This window comes from Subsaxibacter sp. CAU 1640 (genome assembly GCF_023156585.1).
Taxonomy (GTDB): Bacteria; Bacteroidota; Bacteroidia; order Flavobacteriales; family Flavobacteriaceae; genus JBPOFM01.
On the sequence record NZ_JALNMI010000002.1, the window covers coordinates 107167 to 128354 of the forward strand.

General features: G+C 35.2%; 22 protein-coding genes. 12 read left to right on the forward strand and 10 right to left on the reverse strand.

Annotated features, from left to right (window positions below; genetic code table 11):
• Positions 1 to 2: 2 nt before the first annotated feature.
• Genes M0G43_RS05025 through M0G43_RS05035 form a run of 3 tightly spaced genes read right to left on the reverse strand, consistent with a single transcriptional unit; the run spans position 3 to position 1616 of the window.
• A complete protein-coding gene (locus M0G43_RS05025; RefSeq protein ID WP_248024033.1) occupies positions 3 to 578 on the reverse strand; it encodes a DUF4252 domain-containing protein in 576 nt (191 codons plus the stop codon).
• A 17-nt stretch (positions 579 to 595) separates the two neighbouring features.
• Positions 596 to 1120, reverse strand: coding sequence for a hypothetical protein (locus M0G43_RS05030; protein WP_248024035.1), 525 nt, complete (start codon positions 1118 to 1120; stop codon positions 596 to 598).
• A complete protein-coding gene (locus M0G43_RS05035; protein WP_248024037.1) occupies positions 1107 to 1616 on the reverse strand; it encodes an RNA polymerase sigma factor in 510 nt (169 codons plus the stop codon). The genes M0G43_RS05030 and M0G43_RS05035 overlap by 14 nt, the downstream gene beginning before the upstream one ends.
• Before the next feature lie 158 nt (positions 1617 to 1774).
• Between M0G43_RS05035 and M0G43_RS05040 the strand changes: the two genes are divergently transcribed.
• The 8 genes from M0G43_RS05040 (at position 1775) to M0G43_RS05075 (ending at position 9856) form a co-directional block, all read left to right on the forward strand.
• Positions 1775 to 3220, forward strand: a complete 1446-nt coding sequence (locus tag M0G43_RS05040) for a S41 family peptidase (RefSeq protein WP_248024039.1) — start codon at positions 1775 to 1777, stop codon at positions 3218 to 3220.
• A 120-nt stretch (positions 3221 to 3340) separates the two neighbouring features.
• Positions 3341 to 4480, forward strand: a complete 1140-nt coding sequence (locus tag M0G43_RS05045; RefSeq protein WP_248024041.1) for an ABC transporter substrate-binding protein — start codon at positions 3341 to 3343, stop codon at positions 4478 to 4480.
• Positions 4481 to 5509 (forward strand): FecCD family ABC transporter permease, encoded by a 1029-nt coding sequence (locus tag M0G43_RS05050; protein ID WP_248024043.1) that lies wholly within the window; start codon positions 4481 to 4483, stop codon positions 5507 to 5509. It begins immediately after the preceding gene.
• A 126-nt stretch (positions 5510 to 5635) separates the two neighbouring features.
• Positions 5636 to 6430, forward strand: a complete 795-nt coding sequence (locus M0G43_RS05055; protein ID WP_248024044.1) for an ABC transporter ATP-binding protein — start codon at positions 5636 to 5638, stop codon at positions 6428 to 6430.
• A gap of 60 nt (positions 6431 to 6490) precedes the next feature.
• Positions 6491 to 7882 carry a DNA recombination protein RmuC gene (gene rmuC, locus M0G43_RS05060; protein WP_248024045.1) on the forward strand — a complete coding sequence of 464 codons (1392 nt, stop codon included), beginning with the start codon at positions 6491 to 6493 and terminating at the stop codon, positions 7880 to 7882.
• Positions 7883 to 7885: 3 nt separating this feature from the next.
• Positions 7886 to 8437: an acyl-CoA thioesterase gene (locus M0G43_RS05065; protein WP_248024047.1), complete on the forward strand. Its 552-nt coding sequence runs from the start codon at positions 7886 to 7888 to the stop codon at positions 8435 to 8437.
• 103 nt (positions 8438 to 8540) lie between these two features.
• The gene (locus tag M0G43_RS05070; protein ID WP_248024050.1) at positions 8541 to 9158 is read left to right on the forward strand and encodes a transcriptional regulator; all 618 of its coding nucleotides are present in this window, start codon (positions 8541 to 8543) and stop codon (positions 9156 to 9158) included.
• Positions 9155 to 9856: a DUF3307 domain-containing protein gene (locus tag M0G43_RS05075; RefSeq protein ID WP_248024052.1), complete on the forward strand. Its 702-nt coding sequence runs from the start codon at positions 9155 to 9157 to the stop codon at positions 9854 to 9856. Before M0G43_RS05070 ends, M0G43_RS05075 begins: the two co-directional genes overlap by 4 nt.
• Before the next feature lie 47 nt (positions 9857 to 9903).
• Here M0G43_RS05075 and M0G43_RS05080 read toward each other — a convergent pair whose 3' ends face one another.
• The 3 genes from M0G43_RS05080 to rpmH all read right to left on the reverse strand — a co-directional run bounded on the left by M0G43_RS05080 (position 9904) and on the right by rpmH (position 13397).
• Complete coding sequence (locus M0G43_RS05080; protein WP_248024055.1) at positions 9904 to 10209, reverse strand: T9SS type A sorting domain-containing protein; 306 nt, start codon at positions 10207 to 10209, stop codon at positions 9904 to 9906.
• A 67-nt stretch (positions 10210 to 10276) separates the two neighbouring features.
• Entirely contained in the window at positions 10277 to 13129 is a 2853-nt protein-coding gene (gene carB / locus M0G43_RS05085; protein ID WP_248024058.1) for a carbamoyl-phosphate synthase large subunit, read from the reverse strand.
• 106 nt (positions 13130 to 13235) lie between these two features.
• A complete protein-coding gene (gene rpmH, locus M0G43_RS05090; protein WP_038527912.1) occupies positions 13236 to 13397 on the reverse strand; it encodes a 50S ribosomal protein L34 in 162 nt (53 codons plus the stop codon).
• 266 nt (positions 13398 to 13663) lie between these two features.
• Here rpmH and M0G43_RS05095 point away from each other — a divergent pair, with 266 nt between their 5' ends.
• The 3 genes from M0G43_RS05095 to M0G43_RS05105 all read left to right on the forward strand — a co-directional run bounded on the left by M0G43_RS05095 (position 13664) and on the right by M0G43_RS05105 (position 15981).
• Complete coding sequence (locus tag M0G43_RS05095; protein ID WP_248024060.1) at positions 13664 to 14539, forward strand: DUF6263 family protein; 876 nt, start codon at positions 13664 to 13666, stop codon at positions 14537 to 14539.
• Positions 14540 to 15103, forward strand: a complete 564-nt coding sequence (locus M0G43_RS05100) for a DUF2892 domain-containing protein (RefSeq protein WP_248024062.1) — start codon at positions 14540 to 14542, stop codon at positions 15101 to 15103. It begins immediately after the preceding gene.
• A 179-nt stretch (positions 15104 to 15282) separates the two neighbouring features.
• Positions 15283 to 15981 (forward strand): hypothetical protein, encoded by a 699-nt coding sequence (locus M0G43_RS05105; protein WP_248024063.1) that lies wholly within the window; start codon positions 15283 to 15285, stop codon positions 15979 to 15981.
• A 1-nt stretch (position 15982) separates the two neighbouring features.
• Here M0G43_RS05105 and cls read toward each other — a convergent pair whose 3' ends face one another.
• The 3 genes from cls to M0G43_RS05120 are packed head-to-tail and all read right to left on the reverse strand — an operon-like array spanning position 15983 to position 19082.
• Complete coding sequence (gene cls / locus M0G43_RS05110) at positions 15983 to 17440, reverse strand: cardiolipin synthase (protein WP_248024066.1); 1458 nt, start codon at positions 17438 to 17440, stop codon at positions 15983 to 15985.
• Positions 17440 to 18372 carry a lytic transglycosylase domain-containing protein gene (locus M0G43_RS05115; RefSeq protein ID WP_248024068.1) on the reverse strand — a complete coding sequence of 311 codons (933 nt, stop codon included), beginning with the start codon at positions 18370 to 18372 and terminating at the stop codon, positions 17440 to 17442. Before M0G43_RS05115 ends, cls begins: the two co-directional genes overlap by 1 nt.
• A gap of 41 nt (positions 18373 to 18413) precedes the next feature.
• Positions 18414 to 19082 (reverse strand): alpha/beta fold hydrolase, encoded by a 669-nt coding sequence (locus M0G43_RS05120; protein WP_248024069.1) that lies wholly within the window; start codon positions 19080 to 19082, stop codon positions 18414 to 18416.
• Between the two features lie 204 nt (positions 19083 to 19286).
• Here M0G43_RS05120 and M0G43_RS05125 point away from each other — a divergent pair, with 204 nt between their 5' ends.
• The gene (locus tag M0G43_RS05125) at positions 19287 to 19583 is read left to right on the forward strand and encodes an N-acetyltransferase (protein ID WP_248024071.1); all 297 of its coding nucleotides are present in this window, start codon (positions 19287 to 19289) and stop codon (positions 19581 to 19583) included.
• A gap of 193 nt (positions 19584 to 19776) precedes the next feature.
• Here M0G43_RS05125 and mtaB read toward each other — a convergent pair whose 3' ends face one another.
• Positions 19777 to 21108 carry a tRNA (N(6)-L-threonylcarbamoyladenosine(37)-C(2))-methylthiotransferase MtaB gene (gene mtaB / locus M0G43_RS05130; protein WP_248024073.1) on the reverse strand — a complete coding sequence of 444 codons (1332 nt, stop codon included), beginning with the start codon at positions 21106 to 21108 and terminating at the stop codon, positions 19777 to 19779.
• Positions 21109 to 21188 lie beyond the last annotated feature (80 nt).

A 21188-nucleotide genomic window follows, 5' to 3' on the forward strand; every position in this document is an offset into this window, starting at 1 on the left:
ATTTATTGTTTTTTACCTTTACCGGCTTTGTTCAATTGATCGCCTCCAGGCACATTCATTTTGTCAGTCATTTTTGAGATTTGTCTCAAATCGATATCACCTGTAAGCGACAATAATACCGTTTCAAACTCACGTTTTTTACCATTGATAGTGATGTTTTCATCTTTGGTCAACTCTTTAAGACCATTGATGACCATCAATAATTCTTTTACGTGATTTTCATCTTTACCTTCCTTCACATAGAAGTTTACGGTTTGATTGCCATCTTTCATACGCATCAACTCCTGTAATTTTGAGGATGCCAAATAGGTTTTTACAGTTGAATTCATATCTGCCGAAGTTTTCTCACTTCCTGTTGTATATACTTTCAACCCTGTAATTTTCTTTGCCATATCCAAAAAGGCCTGATCTTCTGGGTCTTCCATATCTATGTTAATGGTAGCCAGCATATTGAACATTTTTTGAGTCAATACAAAAGACGATACACCATCCATATCTTCGTATTTATCGAAAACACTTTGTCCAAAAGACATTACTGGAGCGATGATAATTGCTAAAAGGATTACTAATTTCTTCATAATTTCTAATTGTTTAATTACTTGTTTTTATTTTCTTTATTGGGTTTCTTTAAAATCTTATTTGTTGTTTTTGAAAATTCACTGACATATTCCACTTTTTCGGCACCTTTGTCAAATTGCGTGCCAACAATACCCAAAACACTTGCGTTAGAAGTACCTTGGTTAAACTTGGTTGACAATAAATCCATAGCTTCTTTTGCTTGGTTATAAGCCAACTGTTCTTCTTCAGATAGATCACTGAAAGTTTTAGGTGCTGGATTATTGAACTGCATAAAAATTCCAAACATAATGACAATCACAGCTGCGACAGAAATCCATTGGTAGATATAACTACGTTTCTTGGTTTTTAATGGAACGTCTTTGGTAAAAGTTTCCTGTTTGGTATTGGCGAAATACTGAAACATTGGTTTGTAAGGTTCCAGATGAGGTTCTATAGTGTCTTGAGCAAAATATTCTCTCAATTGTTGCTCCTCTTTGAGCGTGGTCTCACCATTGTCGTACTTTTCCAAAAGTCTTTCAATATGTTTGCTATCTAATACCATACTTATGCGTATTTGTTAATTGTTCTCTTATTGTTTTTCTTGCTCTTGATAACGCAACACGAATGGCTGTTTGGTTCATTTCAAGCATTTCTGCTATTTCTTCAAATTCGTATTGCTCAATATCTCGGAGCTGCAATATTATTTTTTGTTGTTCAGGAAGCGCTTCAATTATTTTCGAAACCCAATCCACACTATCATTCAACTCTACTTGTTTTTGTAACGACGTGTTGTTGTCCTGATAATTACTGTGAACTATCTTCAGATTTTGAGCTTGTTTTGACTTTAGTCGATCCAAACAAAAATTCTTTGTCATTGTCATCGAAAAAGCCTCAACATTCTTATAATCTTCAATCTTTTCCTGATTGTTCCACAATTTCAACAGTATCTCTTGTGTAGCGTCCTCGGCTTCTTCTTTTGAAACCAACAATCGCTTTGCCAATCGAAATACCTTATCTTTAAAAGGCATCACTATATTTACAAAATCTGCCTGTGTCATTTGATGATTAGTTTTAAAAACAGGTTAGTTATTCCCGTTTCTATCTTTACGACGAATCACATTCTTTTTTGTTACAAAAAATTTTTATATCACAATAATGTAAGTAAATTTAGGGTTTAATAGACTTATCGATAGCTATGAATAAGAAAATTATGACTATGAAAATTTTAAAGATCACCTTAATTTCAGTTTTTGCGTTTGGCTTAATGACAAGCTGTTTTGAGGACCAAGATGATAACGCGATCGCTTCTAGCGATATCTCCGATTTTGTTTGGAAGGCGATGAATGCAGTGTACTTATATAAAAGCGAAATACCTGATTTGGCCGATAATCGCTTTTCTTCGAACGAAGAATATAATGCCTATTTGAATGGTTTTTCAGGACCTGAAGAGCTATTTGAAAGCCTTATTTACGAAAGAGAAACCGTCGATAGATTTAGCATCATTGTGAATGATTATATCGCTTTAGAGCAAGCTTTAAATGGTGTTTTTAAAAGCAATGGTTTGGAATATAATTTCTATTACATCCCTGGAAGTAGTACTGAAGCCTTTGGAATTATAAGGTTGGTCCTTAACAATAGCGTTGCCAGTGGATTGAATCTGGAAAGAGGCCAAGTTTTTACTTCTGTAAACGGAACACCATTGACTGCAAGTAATTTAAATTCGTTACTGGGTCAAGACACTTATACTTTAGAGTTTGCTGATTATGATGATAACGGCACACCTGAAACCTCTGATGACACCATCACTCCAAATGGTGAATCGATAACATTGACGAAACAACCGTACACTGAAAATCCTGTACATTTAGCGTCTATCATTCCCGTGGATGGTGTAAATGTGGGCTATCTAATGTACAATGCCTTCAACGCTAATTTTGTGAACCAACTCAATCAAGCTTTTGCAACATTCCAATCAAATAATGTTCAGGATGTAGTATTAGACTTACGATATAATGGAGGTGGAAGAGTTGACGTTGCGGCGTTTTTGGGAAGTATGATTACTGGACAATTTAATGGCGATGTGTTTTCAAAGCTCATTTACAATGAAAATTTACAATCAAACAACGACACATATAATTTCAGTAGCACTTTAGGATCTGGTGGAGCCGCAATCAACAGCTTGAATCTGAACAGAGTATATGTACTAACAACTGACAAGACAGCTTCTGCAAGTGAAATGATTATAAATAGTTTAAAAGAATATATACAAGTCATTCAAATAGGTGGTACAACTGTTGGAAAATCACAGGCATCGATTACTGTTTATGATTCTCCAGATTTGTCACGAGACAATGTCAACCCAAATCATACCTATGCGTTGCAACCATTAGTAGCCATATCTGTTAATGCAAATGATGGTCAAGTACCACCAACAGGGATTGAGCCTGAAACTACATTTGAAGTTATTGAAAGCCCAAGAAACTTTGGAGTATTAGGAGATGTAAATGAACCACTATTGGCTCGCGCCATTCAACATATTTCCGGGAATGGCAGAGTTGGCTTACAGATTGGTCCAAGTTTAAACGAAATCAAAGGGAAATTAGATTTACAACCTTTGGAAAACGAGATGTACATTGATCCAGAAATTCTATTTAAAAATTAAGTTTTAAATTAAAATGCCACTCAATGAGTGGCATTTTTTATGACTATTAAGGTTTCACAAGTAGAATCATCTTGTCTATCTTTGGATTGTCTTATTTTTGAATATTAAAAAAGATTCATCTTGAAAAAATTCACATTCATATTTCTGTTTCTTGCCGCTTTCAGTTGTAAAGAAGATAAAGAAGTAAAATTACCTTCTTTTGAATCAGAAGAAAATGCTATTTCCTATGCCAAGGGTTTCTCGATAATAAACTTCCAAGATTATTCGGTTCTCGAAATAAAAAATCCGTGGCCGAAGTCTGAAAAAACCTATCGTTATGCATTGGTAAAACAAGAAAAGTTATCAGTCATTACATTAAATTCAGATGAGTTTGACGGAATTTTAAGTGTCCCAATCGAAAAAATAGTGGTCACTTCCACAACACATATTCCAGCGTTGGAACTGCTTGGTGAAACCAAAAGCTTGATCGGTTTTCCTGGAACGGATTATATTTCTTCAGAAGATGTGAGGAAGCGAATAGATAACAATTTAGTTAGGGAATTGGGCAAAAACGAAGGCATCAACACAGAAGTTTTACTTGAACTGCGACCAGATGTTGTAGTTGGTTTTGGGATTGATGGCAACAACAAAACTTTTGAAACCATCAAAAAATCAGGCATTCCGGTAATCTATAATGGCGATTGGGTTGAAACGTCACCTTTGGCAAAAGCAGAATGGGTTAAATTTTTCGGTGCACTTTACGACAAGGAAAAAGAAGCAGATTCAATTTTCAATCAAATAGAAAAAGATTATGTAGAAGCCAAAAAAATTGCTTCCGATGTACAGAAAAAGCCAACTGTTTTAAGTGGTGCATTGCACAAAGATGTCTGGTATTTACCAAGTGGCAGCAGCCCTGAAGCACAACTTTTAAAAGATGCTAATGTCGATTACTTATGGCAAGATGTTAAAAGTGAAGGAAGTTTAGCATTGAGTTTTGAAGCTGTTTTTGAAAAGGCTAAAAACGCAGAAATATGGATTAGCCCCTCTTATTACAATTCGCTGGAAGCTCTTGAAAAAGCAAACGAGCATTACACGCGTTTTGATGCTTTCAAGAACAAAAACATATACTCTTTTGTCAATACAAAAGGAGCCACTGGTGGTGTCACCTATTACGAGCTGGGAACTGCAAGACCAGATTTGGTGCTGAAGGATTTGGTAAAAATCTGTCATCCAGAATTATTGACGGATTACGAGCCTCACTTTTTTAAGAACTTGGAATAGTTGGAGCAAACGAAAACATATCGTTCGTCCTTTATAATCCTCACAATTCTTTTGGTGTTATTTTTCTTTTTGAACATTAGTCTGGGTTCCGTTTCTATACCTATTTCAGAAACATTTAAAAGTTTATTTGGGTCAATTGAAAATGAATCCTGGCAATACATCATACAGAATTACCGATTGCCGAAAGCTTTTACAGCAATTTTGGTTGGTTCAGGCCTTGGTATTTCGGGTTTGTTGATGCAAACGCTTTTTCGAAATCCGTTGGCTGGACCTTTCGTTTTAGGTATCAGTTCTGGGGCAAGTCTGGGAGTCGCCTTGATAATTCTTGGTTCTGGGTTTTTGGGAGGCATTTTTACTACGATTTTAGTGTCAAAATGGAGCGTTGTCATTGCTGCGAGCTTGGGTAGTTTTTTGGTACTCTTGGCAGTGTTGGCAGTATCGTCAAAAGTAAGAGATACGATGGCAATCCTCATCATTGGTTTGATGTTTGGAAGCATTACTGCAGCCATTATAAGCGTCCTCTCCTATTTTAGTTCTGCGGAAAAACTGCAGCAATACATTTTTTGGGGATTCGGAAGTTTAGGAAATTTATCTTGGACTGAATTGTTCATTTTCTTTCTCGTTTATAGCATTGGATTGGTGTTGAGCATCCTTTCAATCAAAGGGCTGAATACCTTATTATTGGGTGAAAATTATGCCAAAAGTCTGGGTCTTAATTTAAAACAAAGTAGATTCATCATCATCATAGCCACAAGTTTATTGGCAGGAACTGTGACAGCCTTCGCAGGACCGATTGCTTTTATCGGTTTGGCAATTCCGCATTTAACACGACAGTTATTTCATACATCCAATCATAAAATTTTATTGCCAGCCGTATTTTTGTTTGGTGCCATTTTGATGCTCATTTGTGACAGCATTGCACAACTTCCAAATAGCGATTACACCTTGCCAATCAATGCCATAAATTCTCTGGTTGGAGCTCCAGTTGTGGTTTGGTTACTGGTGAGAAAACGACGGATGATTTTTTAATTAGATTAAGATGTTAGAACCAAGAATCAAGACTGATAATTTACAAATTTTGAACTTTTATCTTGAACTTTGAATTTGGAATTTGGAATTTGGAACTTTAAATCTATATAAAAGATTCGTGAATTAGTGACTACAAAAAATGAACATATCGTTTTAAAAACCGAAAACCTTTCGATTGGCTATACATTGAAAAAGGAAAAAAAAGTGATTGCCTCAAATATTAATTTGGAACTTCAAAAAGGAAAACTCATTGGGTTGGTTGGTGCGAACGGTATTGGAAAATCGACTCTTTTGAGAACACTTACAAATGTTCAAAAGCCATTGGAAGGTGTGGTTTATCTAAATTCAAAGTCCGTAGAGTACTACCAGCCTGTGGAACTGGCAAAACAAATGAGTTTAGTATTGACCGAACCTATTGCTTCTAAAAATCTGTCGGTCTTTGAGTTGATTGCTCTTGGCAGACAACCTTACACCAATTGGGTTGGAAACTTAACCGAAGAAGATATCAGAATCATCAATCAGGCGATTTTATTGACTAATATCGATGACCTAAAAAGCAAAAAATGTTTCGAATTAAGTGATGGCCAACTTCAAAAAGTTATGATAGCACTAGCCTTGGCCCAAGATACCGATTTGATAGTTTTAGACGAACCCACAACCCATCTCGATATGTACCATAAAGCTTACATCTTAAAACTTCTTCAAAAGCTTACAAAAGAAACAAAAAAAACCATTCTATTTTCTTCTCACGAAATCGATTTGGCCATTCAACTTTGCGATATGATGATTGTAATGACCAAAAATCAAGTGATTTCAAATCAGCCTTGTAAATTGATTTCAGAAGGCGTTTTCAATAATTTATTTCCTCAAGACTTAATAGTTTTTGATGAAGAAACCGGAAGTTTTCGCGTTAATAAGTAAGATTATTTTCGCTTTGCAAAAGCATTGAAGTAATGTATCTTTGAGAAAGAACTTATTTAAATGAACGACAACATCATTCTCATTATAGCCATTCTTATTTCAGGAGGAATTGGCACTTACATTGGCTTAACCATTTCAAAATTAAAAAGTAAGAGTGATAGAAGTACTTTGGAAGAACGTAATTCCAATTTAGTGCAGCAACTCTCTGATGCAAAGCAGCAATCAGAAATTGACCTTTTAAAAGCGCAGCAAAGTTTCAATGAACAACATACTGCTCTTAAAGAAACGCTTGAAAAAATCGAAAGTGAACGTGAAGACATTCGACGTGAAAAGGAATTTTTGAATTCTGAACTGACACGCAAACAGGCTGATTTTGAGAATCTTTCTGAAAAACATCTAGAACAAAAGGCTGAAGTCGAAAAGCTACAGGAAAAATTCACCAAAGAATTTGAAAATCTTGCCAATAAAATTTTGGACGAAAAATCGAACAAATTTACAGTTCAAAACAAAGAAAATATCGATGCCATATTAAAACCACTTCAGGATAAAATTCAAAATTTTGAAAAACGCGTTGAGGAGACCAATAAGGAAGATATCACTCGTACTGCGGATTTGCGACGCCAGATTTTAGGTTTGAAGGAACTCAATGAGCAAATGAGTAAAGAAACCACAAACCTCACCAAAGCCTTGAAGGGTGACACCAAAATGCAAGGAAATTGGGGCGAGTTGGTCTTGGAACGCGTTCTCGAACGTAGTGGACTCCAAAAAGACAGCGAATATTTTATTCAACAAAGTTTCACAACCGATGAAGGTCGACGTGTGATGCCAGACGTCATCATTTCCTTGCCTGGAGATAAAAAGATGATTATTGATTCAAAGGTGTCTTTAGTTGCCTATGAACGTTATATCAATGAAACTGATGAATCAATGCGCAGTTCTCATTTGAAAAATCATTTGGTATCCATCAGAAAGCGTGTGAGCGAGTTGGGCGAAAAGAATTATCATCAGTTGTATGAAATGGAAAGTCCAGATTTTGTGCTTTTGTTCATCCCGATTGAATCGGCTTTTGCCATTGCGTCTATGGAATATCCAGCTCTTTATTCTGATGCGTTTGACAAAAATATTATCATCGTCACACCGACCACACTTCTGGCCGTTTTGAAAACCATCGATAGTATGTGGCAAAACGAAAAGCAAAAGGAAAATGCGATTGAAATTGCCACGCAAGCAGGAAGATTGTACGATTCCTTTGTAAATCTTACAGAAGAATTGATAAAGGTTGGAAACCAGATAGGAACGGTTCAAAAATCGTATGAAAGCGCTATGGTCAAGCTCACAGGTAAAGGCAACCTTATAAAGCGTGTTGAAAATTTACGTGCTCTTGGGGCGAAAGCAAGCAAGGAACAAAATGAAAAATTGTTAAAACGCGCCAACGACGCTATAGAAGATTAAATTATGAGTCATTTTAAAACGGTTGATGAATCTCGTATTTCAATTTCTGAATTGATGCAACCGTCGCATTCCAATTTTAACGGAAAAATTCACGGAGGTTATATCCTCAATTTGATGGACCAAATTGCCTTTGCCTGCGCTTCAAAACATTCCGAAACTTATTGCGTAACAGCTTCTGTAGATACGGTTGATTTTTTGAAACCTATTGAGATAGGCGAATTGGTTACAATGAAAGCATCCATCAATTATGTTGGCAATACGTCTATGGTTGTGGGCATTCGTGTAGTTGCAGAAAATATACGAACAGGAAAAGTGAAACATTGCAATTCGTCTTATTTTACGATGGTTGCCAAGAACGATGAAGGCAATTCTGTGGAAGTTCCTGGTTTGATATTGAATGATAAACAGGAAGTGAAGCGTTTTCTAAAGGCTTTAAAGAGAATTGAGACGAAACAATCGAGGCAAATGGAATTTGAAAATGAAGATTTCTCGCATATGGACTACCTTCATTATCTCGAAAAACATAAAGTCAAGATTGAATTACCGGACAGATAATATCATATTTTTGTGTGATATTTTAAATTATCTCATAAAAATGTGATATATTTGAATATCATTAAAATAAATGATAATTAATCTTATCATTAAAAATTAAGATATGACAAGTATTATCACAGGAGATATCATTAAATCCAGGACTCTAAAAAAACCTGGACTTTGGTTATCAACATTGAAAAAAGCGCTGACAACCATAGATAGCGATGAATCGAATTGGGAAATTTTTAGAGGTGACAGTTTTCAAATCGAGGTTCCTAACATCACTGAAAGCTTCCAAGTTGCTCTATATATCAAAGCCTGCGTAAAATGTATCAAAGATTTAGATGTGAGATTGGCGATAGGCATTGGCACCAAAAATTTCGAAGGACAAAAAATCACAGAATCCAATGGTGAAGCATTCCAATTTTCGGGTGACACTTTGGAAACATTAAAGAAAGAAAAGGTCAATCTGAAAATTAAAACAACTAATAGTCATCTCGATAAAGAGCTTAACTTATATTTTAAATTGGCTTTGATTGTAATGGACCATTGGACTACAAATTCGGCAGAAATCGTTAAATTGACACTTGAACGACCAACGGCTTTACAAGAAGAACTTGGCAAAATTATAGGTATCAACCAAAATGCCATAAGTGGACGTCAAAAAAGAGCTCATTTGGATGCAATACTGGAGTTGGACGCTTTGTACAGAGAAAAAATAAACACTTTAAAAGGATGATATTCTTAAAGTTATTGTTAGCACACATCATTGGAGATTTCTTTCTTCAGCCACAACAATGGGTAGAAGAAAAAGAGAAGAAGAAACTAAAATCGCCAAAACTATACCTTCACGTTCTGATCCATATACTTTTAATGTTTGTATTGCTTTGGAATTTAAGATTATGGCCAATCATTCTTGTAATTGGAGTTTCTCATTTTATAATTGACGGCATTAAACTGTCATTTCAGAAGAAAAAAACAAAAAGACTATGGTTCTTTATTGATCAAGCGCTGCACGTTGCACTGATTGCAATTATATATTTCATCTATTTTGATGCAAATTTTGATATTGAGAATTACATCACTGAACAAAGTCTATTGTTAATCGTCTGTCTTTTATTCTTGACAATTCCGGTTTCGATTATTATGAAAACCATTTTCTTGAAATGGGATATTTCAAAATTGACTGAAGGCAATGAATCACTGGAAGATGCAGGAAAATATATCGGAATTTTAGAGCGACTGTTAGTATTTACCTTTATAATTCTCGACCATTGGGAAGCTGTCGGTTTTTTGATTACTGCAAAATCTGTATTCCGATTTGGAGATTTGAAAGAATCGAAGCATCGTAAATTGACCGAATATATTCTGATAGGAACCTTAATCAGCTTTGGCATTGCGATCGTGGTCGGAATCATTTTCAATTCAATTGTATAAAAAAAGCCTATCAACGATAGGCTCTAATATTTTGAATTCTTAATGAATTATTGTTTTACAAATCGTTTGGTTTGTGTTCCTGCTTCAGAAGTGATTCTTACCAAATAAACACCATTGTTCCATTTCGACACATCGATTGTTGAAGTCAAACCGCTCAACTGCTTGGTCAAAATCTTTTTGCCCAACACATCAAAAACCTCCAGTTTCACTTCGGTATTAGGTAAGGTCAATTCCAACTTTGTACTCGAAGGATTTTGAACAATCTTGAATTCATCAGACTGTTTATCAATCTCTTGAGACATCATTGTCATAGAAAAAACCAAAAAAGATGCTATGAGTAGTTTTATCTTCACTCTTAAATTTTAAGCTAATGTAATAATTTTTAGCAGATTGCAAATGTATTTCAACGAAAAGATGTACTTATTTGCTTAAATACATCTTACGTCGAGAATACAAATTATAAAATTCATCATCTTTTAAACTGTCAATGAACAAGATACTTTCTCCAGTACTTTTCATTTCTGGACCAAGTTTTTTGTTCACGTTCGGGAACTTATTGAATGAAAACACTGGTTGTTTGATTGCAAAACCATCCAAATGAGGTTTGAAATCAAAATCAGTCACTTTCTTTTCACCAAGCATCACTTTGGTAGCGTAATTCACATAAGGTTCCCCGTAAGCTTTCGCAATAAACGGAACTGTACGTGACGCTCTTGGATTGGCCTCAATAATGTAAACTTTATCATCTTTTATGGCAAATTGAATATTTATCAATCCTACCGTTTTCAAAGCCAAAGCAATTTTTTTAGTATGATCTTTTATCTGCTGCAAGACAAACTCACCCAAATTGAATGGTGGCAATGTGGCATTACTATCTCCAGAGTGGATTCCACAAGGTTCAATATGCTCCATAATGCCTATGATGTAGACATTTTCTCCATCACAAATGGCATCAGCTTCTGCTTCGATGGCACCATCGAGATAATGGTCCAAAAGTAGTTTGTTGTTCGGCAACCCACGAAGTAAATCAACTACGTGCTCTTCCAATTCCTTTTTGTTGATGACAATCTTCATACCCTGACCACCCAACACATAGGAAGGTCTTACCAATATAGGAAAATCCAACTTATCGGCCACTGCGAGCGCTTCATCAGCATTGGTTGCCACATCAAATTCTGGATAAGGAATGTTATTGTCTTTCAACAATTTAGAAAAACTTCCTCTGTCTTCAGCCAAATCCAATGATTCAAATGTAGTTCCAATGATTTTAATGCCGTAGCGATCTAACTTCTCTGCCAATTTCAAAGCCGTTTGACCTCCCAATTGCACTATAACACCTTCAGGTTTTTCGTGTTGAATGATATCGTAGATATGTTCCCAAAATACAGGTTCAAAATAAAGCTTGTCGGCAATATCAAAATCGGTTGACACAGTTTCTGGGTTACAGTTGATCATTATGGTTTCATAACCACATTCTGAAGCGGCCAAAACACCGTGCACACAACAATAATCGAACTCAATACCTTGTCCAATTCTATTCGGCCCAGAACCCAAAACGATAATTTTCTTTTTGTTAGAAACCACACTTTCATTTGCTGGTTCCAATACGCCATCTGGTGTTTCTACTTCGTTTTCAAAGGTTGAATAGTAATAAGGTGTTTGTGCCTTGAATTCGGCAGCACAGGTATCAACCAGCTTGTAAACACGCTTGATATTGAATTCATCACGCTTTTTATAAACTTGGCTTTCCAAACAACCCAACATGTGAGCTATCTGCCTATCTCCGTAACCTTTCTGTTTGGCTTCAAGCAATAAATCGCGATCAATAGTATCAATTTTATAAGTTGAAATTTCTCTTTCAAGGTTGTGAAGCTCTTCATATTGCTTCAAAAACCACATATCAATTTTCGTAATTTCGTGGATGCGACTCAAAGGAATTCCCATTTGGATGGCATCATAAATTACAAAAACCCGATCCCAACTGGCATATGTCAATTTTTCAATAATCTGATCGTAATCTTTATAACCTTTGCCATCGGCTCCAAGACCATTTCGCTTTATTTCCAGAGATTGTGTGGCTTTATGTAGCGCTTCCTGGAAAGAACGCCCTATTGCCATCACCTCACCTACTGCTTTCATTTGAAGACCAAGCGTTCTATCCGATCCTTCAAATTTATCGAAGTTCCAACGTGGAATTTTTACCACAACATAATCTAATGTAGGTTCAAATAATGCCGATGTCGATTTTGTGATTTGGTTACTCAACTCATCCAAGGTGTAACCAATTGCCAATTTTGCAGCAATCTTTGCAATAGGATAACCTGTGGCTTTACTCGCCAAGGCAGAAGAACGCGACACACGCGGATTGATTTCAATAGCAATGATTTCTTCTTTTTCATCTGGACTCACGGCAAACTGAACGTTACAACCGCCTGCGAAATCTCCAATACTTCGCATCATGTGTATAGCCATATCCCGCATACGCTGAAATGTGGTGTCCGACAAAGTCATGGCTGGAGCAATTGTTATCGAATCACCTGTATGAATTCCCATTGGATCCATATTTTCTATTGTACAGATGATGACAACATTGTCATTTCTATCTCTCAACAACTCCAGTTCATATTCTTTCCATCCAATCAGAGCTTTGTCAATCATTACTTCGTGAATTGGAGACACTTCAAGACCTCGCGTCAACAATTCATCGAAATCTTCTTTATTGTGCACAAAAGAAGCTCCTTCTCCTCCTAGTGTGTAGGATGCCCTGATCACGAGCGGGAAACCAAAATCTTGAGCAATCTCTTTGCCCTTTAGATATGAGTTTGCTGTAGCTTGGGGCGCCATTCCCACACCAATTTTAAGCATCAATTCCCTGAACTTTTCTCTATCTTCAGTAATATTTATGGCATCAATGTCAACCCCAATTAATTTTACTCCAAAATCTTTCCAGATACCTTTTTCATCTGCTTGAATTGCCAGGTTCAATGCTGTCTGACCTCCCATTGTAGGCAACACGGCATCAATTTGCGGATGTTCTTTTAGAATTTTTATGATTGACTTGGTCGTCAATGGCAATAAATAGACATGGTCTGCCATTGTTGGGTCGGTCATAATAGTTGCCGGATTGGAATTGATGAGAATGGTTTCGATTCCATCTTCACGAAGTGAACGCAGCGCTTGAGTTCCAGAATAATCAAATTCACAGGCTTGACCAATGATAATAGGTCCCGATCCTATTATGAGTACAGAATTGATATCTTTATGCTTTGGCATTTGAAGTGAATGTTTTTTTATAAATTACAAAAATAGGTTTCGAAAGGATACAAAAAAAGGCGCTACACCGAAGTAACACCTTTTAAATATCAACAATTGTTAATCATTATTTTTTATGTCTTGATTCAGAAGATACTGACAGCTTCTTTCTTCCTTTTGCTCTTCTACGTGCAAGGACTTTTCTACCATTGGCAGACGCCATTCTTTCTCTAAAACCGTGTTTGTTTCTTCTCTTTCTTTTTGATGGTTGAAACGTTCTTTTGCTCATTGTCTTATATCTTTAAAATCGGATTTTTTATCTCAAAAATAGAGTTTTGGTGGTATCTCCAAAACTGCGGGCAAATATACAAAGACTTTTTACTTTGACAAACCTAAATTTAAAAATATTTGTACTAATTTTTTTTTTGACAGCAACACTGCAAAAATTCATTACTTTTTCTGTTTATACGGTGTCCTGAAATATTCAAAATTGTACAAAACTCTTTAAAAAAATTAGTTTCTTTGCAGTTCGTTAAACGAATAATTCCATAAAAAATGAAATCTCGCTTTCTATGCTTTCTGCTTCTAATAAGTACTATTTCGTTGGCGCAAACAAAACTTGAATACAAACTATCTGTTGGAGACAATTTTACCGTTCAACAAGAAGCCAGGCAGGTAATAACCCAAGACTTAAATGGTATAGACCAGATCATTGAAAATGATCTTTTGGGAATTATGCATTTTAAAGTCATCGATTCTGAAGAAGATACATATACGATGGAAATGACATTCAAACGTTTGAAGATGTTAATGAGTTCGCCTTCTCTAGGTGAATTGTCTAATTCAGATTCAGATTCTGCAGACTCAAGTGACGTGGCTAACATGCTATTCAAAGGGCTATTGAACGTTCCTGTTATCATTATTATGGAAAAAACAGGTAAAATAAAATCAGTAACGGGAGGGGAAAATTTGATAGCAAGTATGTTTGCATCGGCGGGAATGGACCAGCCTGAAATAATCGCTGAATCTAAAAAACAAATGGAAAAACAGTTTGGAAGTGCTGCACTTACAAACAGTTTTGAACAAATAACGTATATATACCCAATCGAGCCTGTTGCGGTTGGAAACCAATGGACCAATCGTTATGTAGGGAACATGAGTGCCAAAAACATTTGGTCGCTAACTGAAAATTCGGGTAATTCAATAAAAATCGATGGCTCTGCGTCGACAACTATGTCATCTATTGACGAAAACATCATAATGACATTGTCAGGAAATCAAAAAACCTCTATTAGTGTAGACCCAAGTAATGGATTATTTAAAGAAATAACTGTAACAGGTGAGAACTCTGGCAACACGCTGTTTCAGGCTCAAAACATGACTATTCCTACCGACATTAAATCTATCATAACCTATAAAATTTTGAAATAAATGTATAATAAAAACATTAAATTAATAATTGCTCTTCTTATCATTGCTTATGCTATCTACCAATTTACGGAAGGTTTTGTTGGGGCAGGTATTATGTGGATTCTATTTTCCTTGATTTTTGTATTTCTATATTTTAAGAATGAATTTATACTTCTCGCTTTTTTGAAGTTACGTAAACAAGATTTTGAAGGTGCCAAAAAATGGTTGAATATGATTAAAAATCCTTCAAGCGCATTGGTAAAAAAACAAGAAGGTTATTATAACTATCTTCATGGAATTATGGTCTCGCAAACCAATATGAATGAGGCAGAAAAATACTTTAAAAACGCTGTAAATCTTGGATTGTCCATGGATCATGACATGGCTATGGCAAAATTGAATTTGGCTGGAATTGCATTTAGCAAAAGAAGACCTCAAGAAGCAAAAATTCTGATTAAAGAGGCAGAAAAACTTGATAAAAGAAACATGCTCTCAGACCAAATAAAAATGATGAAGGACAGTATGAAAAAGGCCCAAATTCCTAACCAACATTATGGTGGTCATCGCCACGGAAGGAGAAGATAATCAATGACTTTCGTTCTTGCTATTGCATTTTAGTCAATAGCATACTTTGTTTATTATCGACGAACTACTTGATTTTGAGTTTTTTCTTACATTTTTTATCTGCTTGGCGAAAAATTTTGTTCAGGCAAAATTTCTTTAGTAGCTTTCAATAGCCTTATAATCACATCAAAAAAGTAAACATGAAAAAAGTGTTTACCATATTTCTTTTAGGATTCTCCCTTTATATGTTTTCTCAAGAACAAAAGGTTTATTTTGATGACGTCATTCTTGAACACATTAAGAGCTTTAATAAACAATGCGATTTAGCGGTTGAAAATGATAATATCGAGTATGTAGATGTTCTTTTTGATTCATTAAACAGAACCTACCTTAAGGGTACCTTAATTTCGGATTTAAGGCTTAAGAAGATATCAGGCGGTTATTTGAAAACCGAAGATATCAAAACTCCTATTTTGCTTATCTCGAAAAAAAGTTGTTTTGTCACCCATAGAGAGGAAATAAAAGCAATCAATGAAATGGCCAATCAATATAAAGGGAAATTGGAATTTATTGTTCTCTACTGGGATAAAAAACACTTGGCTAAAAAGGCCACGAAGGGTTACAATAAAAATGTCAATATTGTATATGTAAACGAAAGAGACAATAAGCTAGACGTCACTTTAAGTAGCATCAAAAATTCATTTGGTGTCCCTTCCTCATTCTACATAACTCAAAATAAAGAATTATCCAATATCGATAGGAAGTTTTATTTAAAAAACTTAAAGAAGAGTACAAAAAAAGAATTTTACGAGAATACTTATAATGATATTACTGAACTTCTACTTGAAAATGAAACTAGCAAAAAGGAAAATATAATCTCAACTAGAGGAAATAATTAAATTATAATAGCGGCGCCCAAAGTCTGCAATAAGATTCTTGAAATTTTTGTCCTTTTGACCTATTTCTCCAACGCTCTAGATCCACTTCTTCGCTATCTTTTAAATCTTCTATAAAATGTGATTTAAGCTCAATAGATTTTTCTTCGTTATAAATCATAGCATTAATTTCAAAATTGATATTAAAACTTCTATAATCCATGTTTGATGTTCCTATTGTAGACAACTTATCATCAATTACAATAGTTTTGGCATGAATAAAACCTTTACAATATCTATAAATTTTAACGTTTGCTTCCATCAAGCATTCTAAATAGGAATTTGTGGCATGTTTTGCAGTCCAAGAGTCAGAGTCTTTAGGGATAAGTAATCTTACATCAACCCCGCTTCTACCTGCAACTTGCATCGCTGTAATGATTTGATCGTTTGGAATAAAATATGGTGTTGTAATATACACATAGTTTTCTGCAGTGACTATCGCCGTAAAAATTACATCCATTATATTTGCCCAATCAGTGTCCGGACCGCTAGCTGCTATTTGTACTGCTAATTTATTGTTACACTCTTCTTTAGGAAAATACTTTTCTTCAATCTTAAGCTTACAACCAGACACAAATTCCCAGGTCATCAAAAATTGAATTTGGAGTGATTTCACAGCTTCTCCCACTATTCTTAAGTGCGTATCTCTCCAATATAAATCAGACTCATCATAGTTAACGTATGTATCCGAAATATTGATTCCTCCCAAATACCCAATCTTTCCATCTACGATTGCTATTTTTCTGTGATTTCGGTAATTCATTTTTCCTGTAAAGCCAGGAAACAAAACTGGCATAAATGAATGCCATTGGACACCGCTTTGTGACAATCGCTTTTTAGATTTACGGCTGACACTACTGCCTACATCATCGATACTCAATCGTACCGCAACACCACTTGATGCCTTATCGCAAAGGACATCAATAAGTTCACCACCTATTTTATCATCCCTCAAAATGTAATATTCAAGATGTATGTGCTCTTTGGCATTTCTTAAATCTTCAAGCAATAATTTAAATTTATTCTCACCATTCTTAATAATCTGCAATTCATTGTTGATGGTTAAAGGTGAATTTTTACTGCTGCTCAAGAGCTTCACCAATTTTATTCGCTCGTCCAATAGATCGTTTTTCAACTCTCGAACCTCATCTTTTTCGGGTTGAAGCTCACCGTTGATATTTGAAATAATGCTTTGATTTAAGACATGCTTTCTGTTAAAAATTTTATCTTTTCTATAATCTTGTCCAAAGAGGTAATAAACGATTAGGCCAAAAAAAGGAAAAAACACCAAAACGATAATATAAGATATCGTTTTGGTGGGATTAATGTTTTTCAGTAAAATGAAAAAAGCTACTATGATTACCAAAACATAGTTGATAATCAGCAACAATACCCAAATATTATTGGTTATAAAGTCGAGCATTAAGGTTTAGAATAATAGCCTTTTTCTGGAATTTCTATAATGTATTGTTTTCTACTTTTATTGTTCAAATGATCCTCTCTGAGCCATGGGTTATGAATTTTCAATATCTTGTAATTTATACCATGTTTCTCTGCAAAGGCCGTAAAATCATTTACTTCAGTATCTACTTTCACTTCATAGGTAGGAATATTATTGTAGAGATCGGACTTATTGAAATTAAAACCATACGCTTTCGGATTTTTCAAAATTTCTTTTAAAGCGATGATTCGAAATATATAACGCCCTGTTTCCTCACCCAAGAGTAAATCATAATAATCTTTGACATTTTGGTCCTTAAGCCGCTTAGAAACACCCGCATTGCCAGCATTATAAGCTGCAGCCGCAAGAGTCCACGAACCCAAAGATTCTTTTGATTTTAATAAATACTTACAGGCAATTTCAGTCGATTTGGCCAAATGATAACGTTCATCTACATTATCGTTCACCTCCAAACCATTTTCTCTTGCAGTCGCAGGCATTATTTGCCAAATACCTCTTGCTCCAGCAGGAGAAACTACATTTGATAATCCGCTTTCAATGACTGCCAAATATTTAAAATCATCAGGAATGCCATGTTTCTTTAAAATTGGCTCAATGATTGGAAAGTACTTTTGCGCTCTTTTGAACATCAACAATCCATTCGACTGCCAATATGTATTTACCAACAGTTCTCTGTCCATTCGCTCATAAACATCAGGATCACTCAATGGTACAGCCTCACCTGCAAAATCCAGATTTTCAGGAACAGGAATGGCATAGACATTATAATCGTTCACTAATTTCTCTTCAGATGAAATGGTATTGTCTTGTGGTGCTTTCTGTACAGCAAAAATGAAAAGCCCTGACAAACAAATCAATCCAATAGCCGCTAAAACATTTTTTATAGTATTCATAATCTTATTTTTTATAAAAGTAAACAAATATTGGTTTCGTTTTAATACTTATCCAGTATAAGTTTTGGTAAATTTTCGTTAAACCACTTACTCTTAAATATGATCATAATATGGGTTCCACCCTTTATAACGATACAATTGCCTCCACACGAATGCGTGAAGACAGCATCTTTATCACCATGAATATAAATTGCACCTTCAATTGGCTGGTCTTGATCCCAACAAATCATTTGCTTTAATGCCCAATCCAAATAGCGTTTATCGTTCACAGCCAAATATGTTTTATATAAATCAATCCGTTTTGAAATCGCTTCATTGAACGCATATTTTTTGAGAACGTCTAGGTTAGAAAGTAATTGCGTTGGAGCAAATTTATATGCTTTGAAAAATTTTGCTATTCTCATTCGTTTTGGCAATTCATGCTTGCTCTTCACACTAGAAACAACAATCAGTTTACGCACTTTTATATGCTTACTCATCTCTTGTACCAAGACCCCTCCAAAAGACACGCCTAACAAAACAACATTTTCATGTTCGATTTTCATTATCATTCTTTTTGCATAAGATTCTAGACTCTCATTTTCCTCGGGAATCATCCATTCTAACCAGTGAATCTGAAACTGATTTTCAGGTAAATTTATTCTATTGAAAATCGTTGGTTCGGCTGCCATTCCTGGCATCATATATACATGGATGAGTTCTTTATTCATTTGATTTTCAAATTATTACTGATATAATATTGCTTATCTTCAAGATTGGTGTTGGCTTAAATTAAAAGTCCTAATCCTTTACTTCATAGGTATTTAACATCTCCACGCTTTTAATATTTCCGATTTTTTTCATAAATTTGTAACAAAGCTATATAAAAATATAGTTTCTACCCTTCCAACCGTTGAACTAATAAAACATTTACTATGATCGATGCTGCCGAATTAATTGACAATGACTTTTTGCGCCAATTTGAACTTAAAGTTGACGATGAACTCGCAAAAATTGAATATTCTCTTCAGGAAAGGAAGATATTCTTAACAAAGCTAGTGATTCCAGAATGTATTCATTCTGATGATTTTGAAACAGATTTTCTGACATTGGTTTTTGAAAACATTTCAGAACGAAACATTAGTGTCGTACCTACTAGTCCTGAAATTGCAAAATTCATTAGAAGAAATAGAAAATACAAAAAGATGCTTCCGGTGGGAATTCGAATTTGATTTTATTATAACGTCTAACAAAAAATCCGAAGTCTGTGCTTCGGATTTTTTGCTTTATATAAATGTATTTAATGTCTTGGGAAACTGTTATCTCGGATTTATCAGTATCAGTTGCTAGAAAACTATCGAATCTCACATTCAAGATATTGAAAATCAAACGAAAGGAGAAAAGTTAGGCTAAAAGTAGAGTTGATTAACTAGTAAGTACCTCCATAAATTCAAACCTAACCAAACCATCAGAATCTATTTTGGTAAGCTCTACCTCATGCAATGTATTGACCAGTTCCGGGTTCCATGGCGCTTTAACCTTTATATAATTTTCAGTGAAACCATGGATATATCCTTCTTTATTCTCACCTTCAAACAATACTGTCCTTTCGCTTCCCAGTTGACTTTCATAAAATTTCCTTCGAAGCTTTGCAGACAATCCTCTTAACATTTTGCTACGTTTAGCCCTGATATTTTTAGGCACCACACCACTCATGGTAGCCGCTTCAGTATTATCTCTTTCTGAATAAGTGAAGACATGGAGGTAAGAAATATCCAATTGCGTTAAAAAATTATATGTCTCCAAGAAATGCTCATCAGTTTCTCCAGGAAAACCAACAATTACATCTACACCTATACAGGCGTGAGGCATCGTTTCTTTAATTTTTGCAACTCTGTCTTCATACAATTCCCTCATATAACGACGCTTCATCTTTTTTAGAATATCGTTGCTCCCGCTCTGTAGAGGAATATGAAAATGAGGCACAAAGGCCCTTGACTTTGATACCAAATCAATGGTTTCGTTTTTTAAAAGATTGGGTTCAATAGATGAGATTCTTAGTCTTTCAATACCTTCAACCTTGTCCAATTCTGTCACGAGGTCTAAAAATGTATGCTCATGACGTTTATTCCCAAATTCTCCTTTACCATAATCACCGATATTTACTCCGGTTAGGACAATTTCTTTGATATTTTGTTCGGCTATTTCCTTGGCATTCTTGAGCACATTTGCCATGGTATCACTTCTCGAAATTCCTCGAGCTAATGGAATCGTACAATAGGTACATTTATAGTCGCATCCATCTTGAACTTTCAGAAATGCACGTGTCCTATCACCAATTGAGTAACTGCCTACATAGAAATCTGCCTCTTCAATCTCACAAGAATGTACTTCGCCAAAATCATTTTTGGTCAAATCATTCAAATAATCTGTAATCTTAAACTTTTCCGTTGCTCCAAGCACCAGATCGACACCCTCTACATCAGCCAATTCTTGTGGTTTTAACTGCGCATAGCAACCTACTGCAGCAACAAATGCATCAGGATTTACCTTTTGTGTTTGCTTGACAATGCTCTTAAAACGTTTATCGGCATTCTCTGTTACCGAACATGTATTTATGACATAGATATCCGCTTCCTCGCCAAACTCAACTCTGTCAAAGCCTTCCTCTGTAAACGAACGAGCAATAGTGGATGTCTCTGAAAAATTCAGTTTACATCCCAAAGTATAAAATGCTACTTTCTTTCTTTGTACCATTGCAAAATAAAAGGGATACAAAGTTAATAAAAAAGAGCGTTCAACCACGTAAACGCTCTTTTAATATACTACAAATGCAA

Excerpts from the sequence above, each read along its gene's own strand:
- M0G43_RS05025 (WP_248024033.1), bottom strand. The coding sequence starts at position 578 with ATGAAGAAATTAGTAATCCTTTTAGCAATTATCATCGCTCCAGTAATG.
- M0G43_RS05030 (WP_248024035.1), bottom strand. The coding sequence starts at position 1,120 with ATGGTATTAGATAGCAAACATATTGAAAGACTTTTGGAAAAGTACGAC.
- M0G43_RS05035 (WP_248024037.1), bottom strand. The coding sequence starts at position 1,616 with ATGACACAGGCAGATTTTGTAAATATAGTGATGCCTTTTAAAGATAAG.
- M0G43_RS05040 (WP_248024039.1), top strand. The coding sequence starts at position 1,775 with ATGAAAATTTTAAAGATCACCTTAATTTCAGTTTTTGCGTTTGGCTTA.
- rmuC (WP_248024045.1), top strand. The coding sequence starts at position 6,491 with ATGAACGACAACATCATTCTCATTATAGCCATTCTTATTTCAGGAGGA.
- M0G43_RS05065 (WP_248024047.1), top strand. The coding sequence starts at position 7,886 with ATGAGTCATTTTAAAACGGTTGATGAATCTCGTATTTCAATTTCTGAA.
- M0G43_RS05070 (WP_248024050.1), top strand. The coding sequence starts at position 8,541 with ATGACAAGTATTATCACAGGAGATATCATTAAATCCAGGACTCTAAAA.
- M0G43_RS05075 (WP_248024052.1), top strand. The coding sequence starts at position 9,155 with ATGATATTCTTAAAGTTATTGTTAGCACACATCATTGGAGATTTCTTT.
- carB (WP_248024058.1), bottom strand. The coding sequence starts at position 13,129 with ATGCCAAAGCATAAAGATATCAATTCTGTACTCATAATAGGATCGGGA.
- rpmH (WP_038527912.1), bottom strand. The coding sequence starts at position 13,397 with ATGAGCAAAAGAACGTTTCAACCATCAAAAAGAAAGAGAAGAAACAAA.
- M0G43_RS05095 (WP_248024060.1), top strand. The coding sequence starts at position 13,664 with ATGAAATCTCGCTTTCTATGCTTTCTGCTTCTAATAAGTACTATTTCG.
- M0G43_RS05100 (WP_248024062.1), top strand. The coding sequence starts at position 14,540 with ATGTATAATAAAAACATTAAATTAATAATTGCTCTTCTTATCATTGCT.
- M0G43_RS05105 (WP_248024063.1), top strand. The coding sequence starts at position 15,283 with ATGAAAAAAGTGTTTACCATATTTCTTTTAGGATTCTCCCTTTATATG.
- cls (WP_248024066.1), bottom strand. The coding sequence starts at position 17,440 with ATGCTCGACTTTATAACCAATAATATTTGGGTATTGTTGCTGATTATC.
- M0G43_RS05115 (WP_248024068.1), bottom strand. The coding sequence starts at position 18,372 with ATGAATACTATAAAAAATGTTTTAGCGGCTATTGGATTGATTTGTTTG.
- M0G43_RS05120 (WP_248024069.1), bottom strand. The coding sequence starts at position 19,082 with ATGAATAAAGAACTCATCCATGTATATATGATGCCAGGAATGGCAGCC.
- M0G43_RS05125 (WP_248024071.1), top strand. The coding sequence starts at position 19,287 with ATGATCGATGCTGCCGAATTAATTGACAATGACTTTTTGCGCCAATTT.
- mtaB (WP_248024073.1), bottom strand. The coding sequence starts at position 21,108 with ATGGTACAAAGAAAGAAAGTAGCATTTTATACTTTGGGATGTAAACTG.